Origin of the sequence: Methyloversatilis universalis FAM5, assembly GCF_000214035.2 — a bacterium.
Classification (GTDB): domain Bacteria; phylum Pseudomonadota; class Gammaproteobacteria; order Burkholderiales; family Rhodocyclaceae; genus Methyloversatilis; species Methyloversatilis universalis.
Map to the genome: position 1 here is coordinate 304744 of NZ_AFHG01000029.1, position 12882 is coordinate 317625.

General features: G+C 66.2%; 15 protein-coding genes. All 15 read left to right on the plus strand.

Annotated features, from left to right (window positions below; genetic code table 11):
• Positions 1-108: 108 nt before the first annotated feature.
• The 15 genes from METUNV1_RS02710 to ftsB all read left to right on the plus strand — a co-directional run bounded on the left by METUNV1_RS02710 (position 109) and on the right by ftsB (position 12851).
• On the plus strand, positions 109-855 hold the full coding sequence (locus METUNV1_RS02710; RefSeq protein ID WP_008058589.1) for an RNA methyltransferase: 747 nt from the start codon (positions 109-111) through the stop codon (positions 853-855).
• Positions 856-955: 100 nt separating this feature from the next.
• Positions 956-1729 carry a serine O-acetyltransferase gene (cysE, locus tag METUNV1_RS02715; RefSeq protein ID WP_008058591.1) on the plus strand — a complete coding sequence of 258 codons (774 nt, stop codon included), beginning with the start codon at positions 956-958 and terminating at the stop codon, positions 1727-1729.
• A 100-nt stretch (positions 1730-1829) separates the two neighbouring features.
• Positions 1830-2315, plus strand: coding sequence for a Fe-S cluster assembly transcriptional regulator IscR (iscR, locus tag METUNV1_RS02720; protein WP_008058593.1), 486 nt, complete (start codon positions 1830-1832; stop codon positions 2313-2315).
• A 5-nt stretch (positions 2316-2320) separates the two neighbouring features.
• Complete coding sequence (locus tag METUNV1_RS02725; protein ID WP_008058595.1) at positions 2321-3460, plus strand: cysteine desulfurase family protein; 1140 nt, start codon at positions 2321-2323, stop codon at positions 3458-3460.
• Positions 3461-3493: 33 nt separating this feature from the next.
• Positions 3494-4705, plus strand: coding sequence for an IscS subfamily cysteine desulfurase (locus METUNV1_RS02730; protein ID WP_008058598.1), 1212 nt, complete (start codon positions 3494-3496; stop codon positions 4703-4705).
• A 72-nt stretch (positions 4706-4777) separates the two neighbouring features.
• Positions 4778-5182, plus strand: a complete 405-nt coding sequence (gene iscU, locus METUNV1_RS02735) for a Fe-S cluster assembly scaffold IscU (RefSeq protein ID WP_008058599.1) — start codon at positions 4778-4780, stop codon at positions 5180-5182.
• Between the two features lie 90 nt (positions 5183-5272).
• Positions 5273-5596 (plus strand): iron-sulfur cluster assembly protein IscA, encoded by a 324-nt coding sequence (gene iscA / locus METUNV1_RS02740; RefSeq protein WP_008058600.1) that lies wholly within the window; start codon positions 5273-5275, stop codon positions 5594-5596.
• A complete protein-coding gene (gene hscB, locus METUNV1_RS02745; RefSeq protein ID WP_008058602.1) occupies positions 5589-6149 on the plus strand; it encodes a Fe-S protein assembly co-chaperone HscB in 561 nt (186 codons plus the stop codon). Before iscA ends, hscB begins: the two co-directional genes overlap by 8 nt.
• On the plus strand, positions 6149-8011 hold the full coding sequence (gene hscA, locus METUNV1_RS02750; protein ID WP_008058603.1) for a Fe-S protein assembly chaperone HscA: 1863 nt from the start codon (positions 6149-6151) through the stop codon (positions 8009-8011). The genes hscB and hscA overlap by 1 nt, the downstream gene beginning before the upstream one ends.
• Positions 8012-8035: 24 nt before the next feature.
• Positions 8036-8383 carry an ISC system 2Fe-2S type ferredoxin gene (fdx, locus tag METUNV1_RS02755; RefSeq protein ID WP_008058605.1) on the plus strand — a complete coding sequence of 116 codons (348 nt, stop codon included), beginning with the start codon at positions 8036-8038 and terminating at the stop codon, positions 8381-8383.
• A gap of 11 nt (positions 8384-8394) precedes the next feature.
• Complete coding sequence (gene iscX / locus METUNV1_RS02760) at positions 8395-8589, plus strand: Fe-S cluster assembly protein IscX (RefSeq protein ID WP_008058606.1); 195 nt, start codon at positions 8395-8397, stop codon at positions 8587-8589.
• Positions 8590-8665: 76 nt separating this feature from the next.
• Positions 8666-10345: a CTP synthase gene (locus METUNV1_RS02765; RefSeq protein ID WP_008058608.1), complete on the plus strand. Its 1680-nt coding sequence runs from the start codon at positions 8666-8668 to the stop codon at positions 10343-10345.
• A gap of 11 nt (positions 10346-10356) precedes the next feature.
• The gene (kdsA, locus tag METUNV1_RS02770) at positions 10357-11199 is read left to right on the plus strand and encodes a 3-deoxy-8-phosphooctulonate synthase (protein ID WP_008058610.1); all 843 of its coding nucleotides are present in this window, start codon (positions 10357-10359) and stop codon (positions 11197-11199) included.
• A 59-nt stretch (positions 11200-11258) separates the two neighbouring features.
• On the plus strand, positions 11259-12545 hold the full coding sequence (gene eno, locus METUNV1_RS02775; protein ID WP_008058612.1) for a phosphopyruvate hydratase: 1287 nt from the start codon (positions 11259-11261) through the stop codon (positions 12543-12545).
• Between the two features lie 18 nt (positions 12546-12563).
• Positions 12564-12851, plus strand: a complete 288-nt coding sequence (gene ftsB, locus METUNV1_RS02780) for a cell division protein FtsB (protein ID WP_008058614.1) — start codon at positions 12564-12566, stop codon at positions 12849-12851.
• The last annotated feature ends 31 nt before the right edge of the window (positions 12852-12882 follow it).

A 12882-nucleotide genomic window follows, 5' to 3' on the forward strand; every position in this document is an offset into this window, starting at 1 on the left:
TAATATGAACCGGATGGCCTCAGTTGAGCCTCGCTCGAGCCTGGCGGCGCTGACGTCGCGCCGGCCCCCACGTTTCCCCTCATTCGCCGATCCACCGAGGTGTCCCGCTTGAACCCGTTCGCTTCCCTTGACCGCGTGCGCGTGGTCATGTCGCACACCACCCACCCGGGCAATATCGGCGCCTGCGCGCGCGCGATGAAAGTCATGGGGCTGTCGCGGCTCTATCTGGTCAATCCGAAGCACTTCCCGCACGAAGAGGCGGTGGCCATGAGTTCGGGTGCCACCGACGTGCTGGACAACGCGGTGGTGGTCGACAGCATCGAGGCGGCCCTCGCCGGTACCGTGGCGCAGGCTGCGCTGACCGCCCGCCGGCGCGAAATGGCGTTGCCGGTACGCGACGTGCGCTCGGCGGCGGTCGAACTGGCGGGCGTGCTGGCCGGCCACGACGCCGAGGTCGCGCTGGTGTTCGGCACCGAAAGTTCGGGGCTGACCAACGAGGAAGTGGCGATGTGCTCGCTGCCGGTCACCATTTCGACCAGCGACACCTACCGCTCGCTCAATGTGGCGGCCGCGGCCCAGATCATGTGTCACGAACTGCGGGTGGCGGTCGGCGGCGCGGTGATCCCCGCCGAGCCGCCGGCCGAACTGGCGCCGCACGAGGGGCTGGAAAGCCTGTACGTGCTGTTCGAGGACCTGATGGCCGAATCCGGTTTCCTCGACCGCGTGAACCCGGGCCGGGCGATGCCGCGGCTGCGCCGGCTGTTCGGCCGCGCAGGCGTCGAGGCGGAAGAGCTGCATCTGCTGATGGGAGCACTCAAGGCCATCGGCGGACGCAAGCCGCGCGGCGGCAGCTGAGGGGCGGGGCGGCGCCTTCGCAGGTGCACAAAAACCGACTAAAATTCTCGGGTTTAAACGATCCGGCCACGCTGCCGGCTTCCCACAAGGAAAGAAAACGATGTTCCAACGCCTGCGCGAAGACGTCGCCAGCGTGCTCGACCGCGATCCGGCCGCGCGCTCGGCCTTCGAGGTGCTCACCTGCTATCCCGGCATCCATGCGCTGTTCATCCACCGCATGGCCAACGCCTGCTGGCGGCGCGGCTTTCTCTGGCTGGGGCGCTTCCTGTCGCACATCGGCCGGGTACTGACCGGCATCGAAATCCACCCTGGCGCCACCATAGGCCGGCGCGTGTTCATCGACCACGGTATGGGTGTGGTGATCGGCGAAACTGCTGTGGTGGGCGACGAATGCACCATCTATCAGGCGGTCACGCTGGGCGGCACCTCGCTCTACCGCGGCGCCAAGCGTCACCCGACGCTGGGGCGCGGCGTGGTGGTGGGCGCAGGTGCCCAGATTCTCGGCGGTTTCGAGGTGGGCGATGGCGCCAAGGTGGGCTCCTGTGCAGTGGTGGTGAAACCGGTGCCGGCGGGCGCGACCGCGGTCGGCAACCCGGCGCGCATCATCGAGGCAGGCGGAGGCGGTGCCGAGGAAGAGCGGCGTCGGCGGGCCGAACAGGCCGGCTTCACCGCCTACGGCATCACCCGCGACATGGAAGATCCGGTGTCCAAGGCGCTGACCGCGCTGGTCGATCACGCGCTGGAAAGCGATCGCCGGCTGGAGTGCCTGCTGCAGAAGCTGGAGCGCGCCGGCATCCGGCTGGACGACGAGGCGAAGGAAGAGATCGCCGATCACGCCCACGTGGACCTCGGGCGCATCCGGTCGAATTGTTGACTGAACTTGTCGGGAATTATAAAGTCGACAAAAATGATCGGGAATTGAATCGGCCTGCGTCTGCGCGCCGGTTCCCGACCGCCTTCCGGGAGTTCACGCCATGAGACTGACCACCAAGGGCCGCTTCGCAGTGACCGCGATGCTCGACCTCGCCCTGCGCCAGGAAAACGGCCCGGTGACGCTGTCGGGCGTGGCCGAGCGCCAGCGCATCAGCCTGTCCTACCTTGAACAGCTGTTCGGCAAGCTGCGCCGTCAGGAACTGGTGGCCAGCGTGCGCGGCCCGGGTGGCGGTTACTGCCTGGCGCGCGACGCGCGCGACATTTCGGTGGCGCAGATCATCCTGGCGGTGGACGAGCCGCTGGACGCCACCCAGTGCGGCGGCAAGGAAAACTGCCACGACGAGCACCGCTGCATGACGCACGACCTGTGGTCCAACCTCAGCCGTCACATGCACGACTATCTGGATTCCATCCACCTGCACGACCTGGTGGTGCAGCAGCGCGCGCGCAACAACCACAAGGTGGTGCTGCACGACAGCGTGGTGGCGCGCACCTGTTCGAGCGAGCAGGTGTCGGTTCAGGTCTGATTCCCATGTTTGCCCCGGTTTATCTCGACCACAACGCCAGCGCGCCGCTGCTCGATGCAGTGCGCGAGGCGATGCTGCCCTGGCTGGGCGCACGCTTCGGCAATGCGTCGAGCCGGCACGAGTACGGCCGTGCCGCGCGCCGGGCAATCGATGACGCCCGCGCCCGGGTGGCGGCTGCGGTCGGTGCGCACCCGACCGAGGTCGTCTTTACCAGTGGCGGTTCGGAGGCGAACAACCTGTTCATCAAGGGAGCAGCGGCCCGCATGAAGCCCGGTCTGGTGCAGGTGTCGGCGATCGAGCACCCCTGCGTGCGCGAGCCGGCCCGCCAGCTGGTGCGTGCCGGCTGGACGCTGGCCGAAATGCCGGCCGACGCCGACGGCAGAGTTGAGCTTGACGCGCTGGATGTGCGTGCCCAGCTCGTGTCGGTGATGGCCGCGAACAACGAAACCGGTGTGCTGCAGGACATTTCCGCCTTCGCCACTGCGGCGAAGAGGCAGGGCGCCTGGCTGCATACCGATGCGGTGCAGGCGCTGGGCAAGATTCCGGTCGATTTCCGGGCGCTCGGCGTGGCGGCGATGACGCTGTCTGCGCACAAGATCGGCGGCCCGCAGGGTGCGGGTGCGCTGGTGCTGGACAAGCGGGTCGATCTGGAACCGCTGATCGCCGGTGGCGGACATGAGCGCGGCCTGCGTTCCGGCACCGAGAACATCGCGGCCATCGTCGGTTTCGGCGTGGCCTGCGAAGAGGCGGTGGCTGCGCTCGGCGCGCGTCGCGAGGCGATGCAGGCGCAGCGCGCGCTGATCGAACGCTGCGTGGCGGAGCAGGGCGGCAGCGTGTTCGGCGCCGGTGCGGAGCGCCTGCCGAATACCTGCTATTTCGCGCTGCCCGGGATCGATGGCGAAACCCTGGTCGGCAAGCTGGACCGCGCCGGTTTCGCGGTGGCCAGCGGCGCGGCGTGTTCCAGCGCCTCGCCCGAGCCGTCGCGCACGCTCACCGCAATGGGCGTGGCGGCCGATCTGGCACGCGGTGCGGTGCGGGTGAGCGTGGGCGCGTCGACCACGATGCAGGACGTGAATGATTTTTGCGGCGCACTGGCGCGGGTGGCGGACGAACTCCGCGGCCTGCGTGCGATGGCCGCGGCGTGACAGAACGAACAAGGACCTGATGGAGCCGATGACATGCTGAAATTCCCGATCTATCTCGACTACTCGGCCACCACGCCGGTCGATCCGCGTGTGGCGGCCAAGATGATTCCCTGGCTGACCGAGCACTTCGGCAACCCGGCTTCGCGCAGCCACGCCTACGGCTGGGACGCGGAAGCCGCGGTCGAGGAAGCGCGTGAGCAGGTGGCCAAGCTGGTCAATGCCGACCCGAAGGAAATCGTCTGGACCTCGGGCGCGACCGAGTCGAACAATCTGGCGATCAAGGGCGCGGCCCATTTCTACTCGGGCAAGGGCAAGCACATCATCACGCTGCGCACCGAGCACAAGGCGGTGCTCGACACCTTCCGCGAGCTGGAACGCGAAGGCTTCGAAGCCACCTACCTCGATCCGAAGGAGGACGGCCTGATCGACCTCGACGCCTTCCGCGCCGCGCTGCGGCCGGACACAGTGCTGGTGTCCATCATGTTCGTGAACAACGAGATCGGCGTCATCCAGCCGATCGCCGAGATCGGCGAGATCTGCCGCGAGAAGGGCATCATTTTCCACGTCGATGCGGCGCAGGCGACCGGCAAGGTGGTGATCGACCTGGACAAGCTGAAGGTCGATCTGATGAGCTTCTCGGCGCACAAGACCTACGGCCCCAAGGGCATCGGCGCGCTGTACGTCCGCCGCAAGCCGCGCATCCGCCTGGAGGCGCAGATGCACGGCGGCGGTCACGAGCGCGGCCTGCGATCCGGCACGCTGGCGACCCACCAGATCGTCGGCATGGGCGAAGCCTTCCGCATCGCACGCGAGGAAATGGGCGCCGAGAACGAACGCATCCGCATGCTGCGCGACCGTCTGCTCAAGGGCCTGCAGGACATCGAGGCGACCTATGTGAACGGCGACCTGGAAGCCCGCGTGCCGCACAACCTGAACATCAGCTTCGCCTATGTCGAAGGCGAGTCGCTGATCATGGCGATCAAGGAAGTGGCGGTGTCCTCCGGCTCGGCCTGTACCTCGGCCAGTCTGGAACCGTCCTACGTGCTGCGCGCGCTCGGCCGCGAGGACGAGCTGGCGCACAGCTCGATCCGCTTCTCGATCGGCCGCTTCACCACCGAAGAGGAAATCGACTTCACCATCGATCTGCTCCATCGCAAGATCGGCAAGCTGCGCGAACTGTCGCCGCTGTGGGAAATGGTGAAGGAAGGCATCGATCTGAACACCGTGCAGTGGGCTCACCACTGAGAGCAAGGGCACTCTGCGGATGCGCCAACAGGTGAGCGCATCCGGGACAGACAGGAAGACAAGGAGAAAGACATGGCCTACAGCGACAAACTGCTCGACCACTACGAAAACCCGCGCAACGTCGGCTCTTTCGGCAAGGAAGACGATGACGTTGGCACCGGCATGGTCGGCGCGCCGGCCTGCGGCGACGTGATGAAGCTGCAGATCAAGGTGGGTGCGGACGGCATCATCGAGGACGCCAAGTTCAAGACCTACGGCTGCGGTTCGGCCATCGCGTCGAGCTCGCTGGTCACCGAGTGGGTCAAGGGCAAGACCCTGGACCAGGCGCTCGAGATCAAGAACACCGCGATCGCCGAAGAACTGGCGCTGCCGCCGGTGAAGATCCACTGCTCCATCCTGGCCGAAGACGCGATCAAGGCGGCGGTCGAGGATTACCGCAAGAAGCACGGCACGACCTCGTCGGCCGACGCAGCCTGACATGAAAGCCTCCACGCCTGCCGCGTGCGCCGTCTCACTGATGGCGCGCCGGCTCGGGCGTGGCGCGATGGATAACTGAGGAGAGCGCGAATGGGTGTCACTCTGAGCGAAAAGGCGGCCAAGCATGTGGCCAACTACATCGCCAAGCGCGGCCGCGGTGTCGGTCTGCGCCTGGGCGTGCGCACCAGCGGCTGTTCGGGCATGGCTTACAAGCTCGAATTCGCCGACGAAATGGCGACCGATGATCTCGTGTTCGAAAGCCATGGCGTCAAGGTGCTGATCGATCCGAAAAGCCTGCCCTATCTGGAAGGCACCGAACTGGACTTCGTGCGCGAAGGCCTGAACGAGGGGTTCAAGTTCAACAACCCCAATGTGAAGGACGAGTGCGGCTGCGGCGAAAGCTTCAATGTCTGAGCCGGCCGGCGTGCTGCCGGACGCCGACCTGTTCAGCCGCGACCATTTCGCGCTGTTCGGTCTGCCGCGCCGCTTCGTGATCGACGAGCGGGCGCTTGAATCGCGCTACCACGAGCTGCAGTCCGCAGCCCATCCGGACCGCCACGCGCACCGTCCGGAACAGGAGCGCCGGCTGTCCATGCAGTGGGCCACCCGTATCAACGAAGGCTACCGGCTGCTGCGTGCGCCGCTGACCCGCGCCCGCTATCTGCTCGAACTGTCGGGTGTCGATGTCGGCGCGGAAAACAACACCGCGATGCCGGCCGACTTCCTGATGCAGCAGATGGAATGGCGCGAGGCGCTGGACGAGGCGCGTGATGCGCGCGACCCGGCCGCACTCGATGGCCTTGCCCGCTCCCTGCGTGCGGCCCGGCGTGAAGCCGAGACGCTGCTCGCGCATGAACTCGATGAGGCGCATGACACCGCGGCCGCTGCCGCGACGGTGCGCCGCATGATGTTCATCGCCCGTCTGGGCGAGGACATCGCCGAAGCACACGAAACACTGGAAAACTGATGGCCCTGCTGCAGATCGCCGAACCGGGCGAATCCACCGCGCCGCACCAGCACCGGCTGGCTGTGGGCATAGACCTGGGCACCACGAATTCACTGGTCGCCACCGTGCGCAACAGCGTGCCGGTGGTGCTGAACGACGAAAAGGGCCGGGCGCTGCTGCCGTCCGTGGTGCGCTATATGGCCGATGGCACGACCGTGGTCGGTCACGCGGCGCAGGCCGCGCAGTCGCAGGATCCGCGCAATACCGTGACTTCGGTCAAGCGCTTCATGGGACGCGGGCTGGCCGACGTCGCGCATGTCGAATCCATGCCCTACGTGTTCGAGGACGCGCCGGGCATGGTGCGCCTGCGCACCGCCCAGGGCGCGAAGAGCCCGGTCGAGGTGTCGGCCGACATTCTGCGTGCACTGCGCGTGCGTGCCGAGGCCAGCCTGGGCGGCCCGCTGACCGGCGCGGTCATCACGGTGCCGGCCTATTTTGACGACGCCCAGCGTCAGGCGACCAAGGACGCCGCGAAGCTGGCGGGGCTGGACGTGCTGCGCCTGCTGAACGAACCGACCGCGGCCGCCATCGCCTACGGCCTCGACAACGCGTCCGAAGGCATCTACGCGGTGTACGACCTGGGTGGCGGTACCTTCGACATTTCCATCCTCAAGCTGTCGCGCGGCGTGTTCGAGGTGCTGGCCACCAACGGTGATGCCGCCCTCGGCGGCGATGATTTCGACCACCGTCTGTACTGCTGGCTGATCGAGGCGTCGCGGGTCAGTCCGCCCGGGCTGGAGGACATGCGGCTGCTGCACATGGAGGCGCGCCGCGCCAAGGAAGTGCTGAGCGCGCAGGACAGCGTGCATATCGGCCTGAAGCTGTCGTCCGGCGACGAGATCGATCTGACGCTCACCCGCGACCAGTTCGCCGAAATGACCCAGAAGCTGGTCGACAAGACCCTGGTCCCGACCCGCAAGGCGCTGCGGGATGCCGGTCTGGCGCCGGAAGACGTGAAGGGCGTGGTGATGGTGGGCGGCGCGACCCGCATGCCGCACGTGCAGCACGCGGTGGGCGAATTCTTCGGTCAGGAGCCGCTGACCAATCTGGACCCGGACAAGGTGGTGGCCATCGGCGCCGCCATCCAGGCCAATGTGCTGGCGGGCAACCGCGCAGCCGGCGACGACTGGCTGCTGCTGGACGTGATTCCGCTGTCGCTGGGCCTGGAAACCATGGGCGGACTGGTCGAGAAGGTCATTCCGCGCAATGCCACGATTCCGACCGCACGCGCGCAGGAATTCACCACCTTCAAGGACGGCCAGACCGCGATGGCCATCCACGTGGTGCAGGGCGAGCGAGAACGGGTGAGCGACTGCCGTTCGCTGGCGCGTTTCGAACTGCGCGGCATCCCGCCCATGGTGGCCGGGGCGGCGCGCATCCGCGTGAGTTTCCAGGTCGATGCGGACGGTCTGCTGAGCGTCAGCGCCCGCGAAATGGGCACCGGCATCGAAGCGCGCATCGAGGTCAAGCCGAGCTATGGTCTCGGTGACGACGAGGTCGCGCGCATGCTGAAGGACGGCTTCGAGCACGCGACCGAGGACATGGGCGCCCGTGCGCTGGCCGAACAGCGGGTCGAGGCCGAACGCCTGGGCGAAGCCACCCGCGCCGCGCTGGCCGCCGACGGCGACCTGCTGGACAGCACCGAGCGCGCAGACATCGACGCAGTGCTGGCCGAGCTGGCGAGCGCCGCATCCGGTCAGGATGTCGCCGCGATCAAGAAGGCGCTGGATGCGCTGGGCCGGGCGACCGACGAGTTCGCCGCCCGCCGCATGAACCGCAGCATCCAGCGCGCGCTGGCCGGCCGCAGCGTCGAATCCCTGTAAAAAGAAACGCATACCGAGACACGCATGACCCAGATCGTTGTACTTCCCCACGTCGAACTGTGCCCGGACGGCGCGGTGATCGACGCCGAACCCGGCACCTCCATCTGCGACGCGCTGCTGGCCCACGATATCGAGATCGAGCACGCCTGCGAGAAGTCCTGTGCCTGCACCACCTGCCACGTGGTGGTGCGCGAGGGCTTCGCCAGCCTTGAGGCGGCCGAGGAGCTGGAAGAGGACATGCTCGACAAGGCCTGGGGGCTGGAGCCGAATTCCCGCCTGTCCTGTCAGGCGCTGGTGGCCGAAACCCCGCTGGTGGTCGAGATTCCGAAATACACGATCAACATGGTCGGCGAAGGCGGCGGCCGGAAGTAAGGGGATACACGATGAAATGGACCGATACGCTGGACATCGCGATCGCCCTGACCGAGGCGAAACCGGACGTCGATCCGCGCTATGTGCGCTTCACCGACCTGATGGAATGGGTGATGGCGCTGCCCGGTTTCGACGACGATCCCAAGCGCTGCGGCGAACGCATCCTGGAAGCCATACAGCAGGCCTGGATGGACGAGGTGGACTGAGGCCCGCCACTTACGCCGGTGTTCATGGTGCGCCGCTTTTCCGGTAAACTGCGCATTTCCCGCTGCAGCGCAATACATGACCAAGTACGTATTCGTCACCGGCGGTGTGGTGTCCTCACTCGGCAAGGGCATTGCAGCCGCCTCGCTGGGCGCGATCCTCGAATCGCGTTCCATCCGCGTCACCCACCTCAAGCTCGACCCCTACATCAACGTCGATCCGGGCACGATGAGCCCGTTTCAGCACGGTGAGGTCTTCGTGACCGAAGACGGGGCCGAAACCGATCTCGACCTCGGCCACTACGAGCGCTTCACCAGCGCCAAGATGGGCAAGCGCAACAACTTCACCACCGGCCAGATCTACGAGGCGGTGATCAAGAAGGAGCGCCGCGGCGAGTATCTGGGCAAGACGGTGCAGGTCATTCCGCACATCACCGACGAGATCAAGGCCTACGTGAAACGCGGGGCCGAAGGCGCCGACGTGGCCATCGTCGAAGTGGGCGGCACGGTGGGCGACATCGAGTCGCTCCCCTTCCTCGAAGCCATCCGCCAGATGGGCATCGAAGAGGGCCGCGGCAACACCTGCTTCATGCACCTCACGCTGGTGCCCTACATCGCCACCGCCGGCGAACTGAAAACCAAGCCGACCCAGCACTCGGTCAAGGAACTGCGCGAAATCGGCATCCAGCCGGACGTGCTGCTGTGCCGCTCCGACCGCGTGGTGCCGGACGACGAGCGCCGCAAGATCGCGCTGTTCACCAATGTGCAGCCGGAAGCGGTCATTTCGGTCACCGACGCCGACAGCATCTACAAGATCCCCGGCATGCTGCACGACCAGATGCTGGACGAGATCGTCTGCCACAAGCTCAACATCCTGGCCCGCGCCGCCGACCTGAGCGCGTGGACGCGACTGATCGACGCGATGGAACACCCGGAGCGCGACGTCGATATCGCCTTCGTCGGCAAGTACGTCGACTTGACCGAATCCTACAAGTCGCTGTCGGAAGCGCTGGTGCATGCCGGCATCCACACCCGCTCGCGCATCAACATCCACTACATCGACTCGGAAGCGATCGAGCGCGCCACCGACGGCGGCCGTTCGCTGCTCGACCCGATGGACGCCATCCTGGTGCCCGGCGGTTTCGGTCGCCGCGGCGTCGAGGGCAAGATCGCGGCCATCCGTTTTGCACGCGAGAACGGCGTGCCCTATCTGGGCATCTGTCTGGGCATGCAGCTGGCGGTGGTCGAATACGCCCGCAACGTGGCCGGCCTGACCGGCGCGCACAGCACCGAATTCGAACGCAATTCGCCGTATCCGGTGATCGGCCTGATCACCGAGTGGATGAGTGCCGAAGGCAAGGTGGAGCGCCGCGACGAATCGTCCGACATCGGCGGCACCATGCGTCTGGGCGGCCAGAACTGCAATCTGGCCGAAGGCAGCCTGGCGCGCGACATCTACGGTGCGGCCACCATCGTCGAGCGGCACCGTCACCGCTACGAGGTGAACAACCAGTACCTCGCCCAGCTGGAAAAGGTGGGTCTGCGCGTGTCCGGCCGTTCGCAGGACGCGACCGACCCGCTGTGCGAAATGATCGAGCTGCCGGACCATCCGTGGTTCGTCGCCTGCCAGTTCCATCCGGAATTCACCTCGACGCCGCGCGCCGGCCACCCGCTGTTCTCCGCCTTCGCCCGCGCGGCCATTGCCCGCCAGGACGCACGCGGTGCGGTGAAGCGTTCGTCGCGCAAGGTCGCGAGCTGAGGAGACACACCATGAAGCTGTGCGGATTCGATGTCGGTCTCGACAAGCCCTTCTTCCTGATCGCCGGCCCCTGCGTGATCGAGTCGCGCGACATGGCCTTCGATACGGCCGGCAAGCTGAAGGAAATCACCGCCCGTCTGGGCATTCCCTTCATCTACAAGTCGTCCTTCGACAAGGCCAACCGCAGCTCGGGCAAGAGCTACCGTGGCCCCGGCATGGAGAAGGGCCTGGAAATCCTGGCCGACGTGAAGCGCGAGCTGAACGTGCCGGTGCTGACCGACGTGCATACCGCGGAAGAAGCGCCGATCGTCGCGCAGTATGTCGATGTGCTGCAGACGCCGGCCTTCCTGTGCCGCCAGACCGACTTCATCCACGCCTGCGCCGCCACGGGCAAGCCGGTGAACATCAAGAAGGGCCAGTTCATGGCGCCGGGCGACATGAAGAACGTGGTCGACAAGGCGAAGGAAGCGAACGGCGGCGCGGACACCATCATGGTGTGCGAGCGTGGCGCCTCCTTCGGCTACAACAACCTCGTGTCCGACATGCGTTCGCTGGCCATCATGCGCAACACCGACTGTCCGGTGGTGTTCGACGCGACGCATTCGGTGCAGCTGCCGGGCGGGCAGGGCAGCTGTTCGGGTGGTCAGCGCGAGTTCGTGCCGGTGCTGGCGCGGGCTGCGGTGGCCGTGGGCATCGCCGGCCTGTTCATGGAAAGCCATCCGAATCCCGAAAAAGCGATGTCGGATGGCCCCAACGCATGGCCGCTGCCGATGATGGAAGCGCTGCTGACCCAGCTGCGCGACCTCGACGCCGTCACCAAGAAGCACGGATTCCTCGAATCCGCCTTCGCGTGAAGGTGCAGGGCGGCATAACAATTCAAACGCAATAATTTACTGAGGACCTTGGAGCGACCATGAGTGCAATCGTCGATGTCGTCGCGCGCGAGATACTGGATTCGCGCGGCAATCCCACCGTTGAAGCGGACGTGCTGCTCGAATCGGGCATCATGGGCCGCGCGGCCGTGCCGTCCGGCGCGTCGACCGGTTCGCGCGAAGCCATCGAGCTGCGCGACGGCGACAAGGGCCGCTACCTCGGCAAGGGCGTTCTGGCTGCGGTCGAGAACGTCAATACCGAAATTTCCGAAGCCATCATCGGCCTGGACGCCGAAGAGCAGGCCTTCATCGACAAGACCCTGATCGAGCTCGACGGCACCGAGAACAAGTCGCGCCTCGGCGCCAATGCCACGCTGGCGGTGTCGATGGCGGTGGCCAAGGCGGCCGCTGAAGAAGCCGGTCTGCCGCTGTACCGCTACTTCGGCGGCTCGGGTGGCATGGCCATGCCGGTACCGATGATGAACGTCATCAATGGCGGCGCGCACGCCAACAACAGCCTGGATTTCCAGGAATGCATGATCATGCCGGTCGGCGTGACCAGCTTCCGCGAAGCGCTGCGCATGGGCGCCGAAGTGTTCCACGCGCTGAAGAAGCTCACCGACAAGAAGGGCTACCCGACCACGGTCGGTGACGAAGGCGGTTTCGCCCCCAACGTCGGCAGCGCAGAGGAAGCGCTGAACATGATTCTCGATGCCGCCTCGGCCGCCGGCTACGAGCCGGGCCGTGATCTGGTGCTGGCGCTGGACTGCGCCGCGTCCGAGTTCTACAAGGACGGCAAGTACGTGCTGGAAGGCGCCGGCCTGACCATGGAATCGGCCCAGCTGGTCGATTACCTCGCCACGCTGGCCGACAAGTTCCCGATCGTGAGCATCGAGGACGGCATGGCCGAGAACGACTGGGACGGCTGGAAGCTGCTGACCGAACGTCTGGGCAGCCGCGTGCAGATCGTCGGCGACGACCTGTTCGTCACCAACACCAAGATCCTGAAGGAAGGCATTGCCCGCGGCATCGCCAACTCCATCCTGATCAAGATCAACCAGATCGGCACGCTGACCGAAACCTTCGCCGCGGTCGAAATGGCCAAGCGCGCCAGCTACACCGCGGTCATTTCGCACCGCTCGGGCGAAACCGAGGACAGCACGATCGCCGACATCGCGGTCGGCCTGAACGCGATGCAGATCAAGACCGGTTCGCTCAGCCGCTCCGACCGCATTGCCAAGTACAACCAGCTGCTGCGTATCGAAGAAGATCTCGGTGACACCGCGTGGTACCCGGGCGCTTCGGCGTTCTACAACCTGCGCAAGTAAGCGGCAGGCACGGCGATCATGGTGCGTCACTGGCCCACGCTGTTGCTGGTGGCACTGATCGCCGCGCTGCAGTACCCGCTCTGGCTCGGCAAGGGCGGGTGGCTGCAGGCATGGGAAGCGGAGCGCGCGCTGGAAGCCCAGCGCACGCTCAATACCCGGCTGGAGGCGCGCAACGTCGCGCTGGAAGCCGATGTAAAAGACCTCAAGACCGGCTTTGACGCGGTCGAGGAGCGCGCCCGCATCGAACTGGGCCTGGTCAAGCCGGGCGAAGCCTTCGTGCAGGTGCCGCGCAGCAACAAGCCCTGACGCCGTCTCCGGTACCGACGTTTCACCGCCC

What these genes read in the sequence shown, in the direction of transcription:
- METUNV1_RS02725 (WP_008058595.1), top strand. Translation starts at nt 2,321, where the DNA reads ATGTTTGCCCCGGTTTATCTCGACCACAACGCCAGCGCGCCGCTGCTC.
- kdsA (WP_008058610.1), top strand. Translation starts at nt 10,357, where the DNA reads ATGAAGCTGTGCGGATTCGATGTCGGTCTCGACAAGCCCTTCTTCCTG.
- iscR (WP_008058593.1), top strand. Translation starts at nt 1,830, where the DNA reads ATGAGACTGACCACCAAGGGCCGCTTCGCAGTGACCGCGATGCTCGAC.
- METUNV1_RS02765 (WP_008058608.1), top strand. Translation starts at nt 8,666, where the DNA reads ATGACCAAGTACGTATTCGTCACCGGCGGTGTGGTGTCCTCACTCGGC.
- hscA (WP_008058603.1), top strand. Translation starts at nt 6,149, where the DNA reads ATGGCCCTGCTGCAGATCGCCGAACCGGGCGAATCCACCGCGCCGCAC.
- METUNV1_RS02730 (WP_008058598.1), top strand. Translation starts at nt 3,494, where the DNA reads ATGCTGAAATTCCCGATCTATCTCGACTACTCGGCCACCACGCCGGTC.
- iscU (WP_008058599.1), top strand. Translation starts at nt 4,778, where the DNA reads ATGGCCTACAGCGACAAACTGCTCGACCACTACGAAAACCCGCGCAAC.
- ftsB (WP_008058614.1), top strand. Translation starts at nt 12,564, where the DNA reads ATGGTGCGTCACTGGCCCACGCTGTTGCTGGTGGCACTGATCGCCGCG.
- cysE (WP_008058591.1), top strand. Translation starts at nt 956, where the DNA reads ATGTTCCAACGCCTGCGCGAAGACGTCGCCAGCGTGCTCGACCGCGAT.
- fdx (WP_008058605.1), top strand. Translation starts at nt 8,036, where the DNA reads ATGACCCAGATCGTTGTACTTCCCCACGTCGAACTGTGCCCGGACGGC.
- eno (WP_008058612.1), top strand. Translation starts at nt 11,259, where the DNA reads ATGAGTGCAATCGTCGATGTCGTCGCGCGCGAGATACTGGATTCGCGC.
- iscX (WP_008058606.1), top strand. Translation starts at nt 8,395, where the DNA reads ATGAAATGGACCGATACGCTGGACATCGCGATCGCCCTGACCGAGGCG.
- iscA (WP_008058600.1), top strand. Translation starts at nt 5,273, where the DNA reads ATGGGTGTCACTCTGAGCGAAAAGGCGGCCAAGCATGTGGCCAACTAC.
- hscB (WP_008058602.1), top strand. Translation starts at nt 5,589, where the DNA reads ATGTCTGAGCCGGCCGGCGTGCTGCCGGACGCCGACCTGTTCAGCCGC.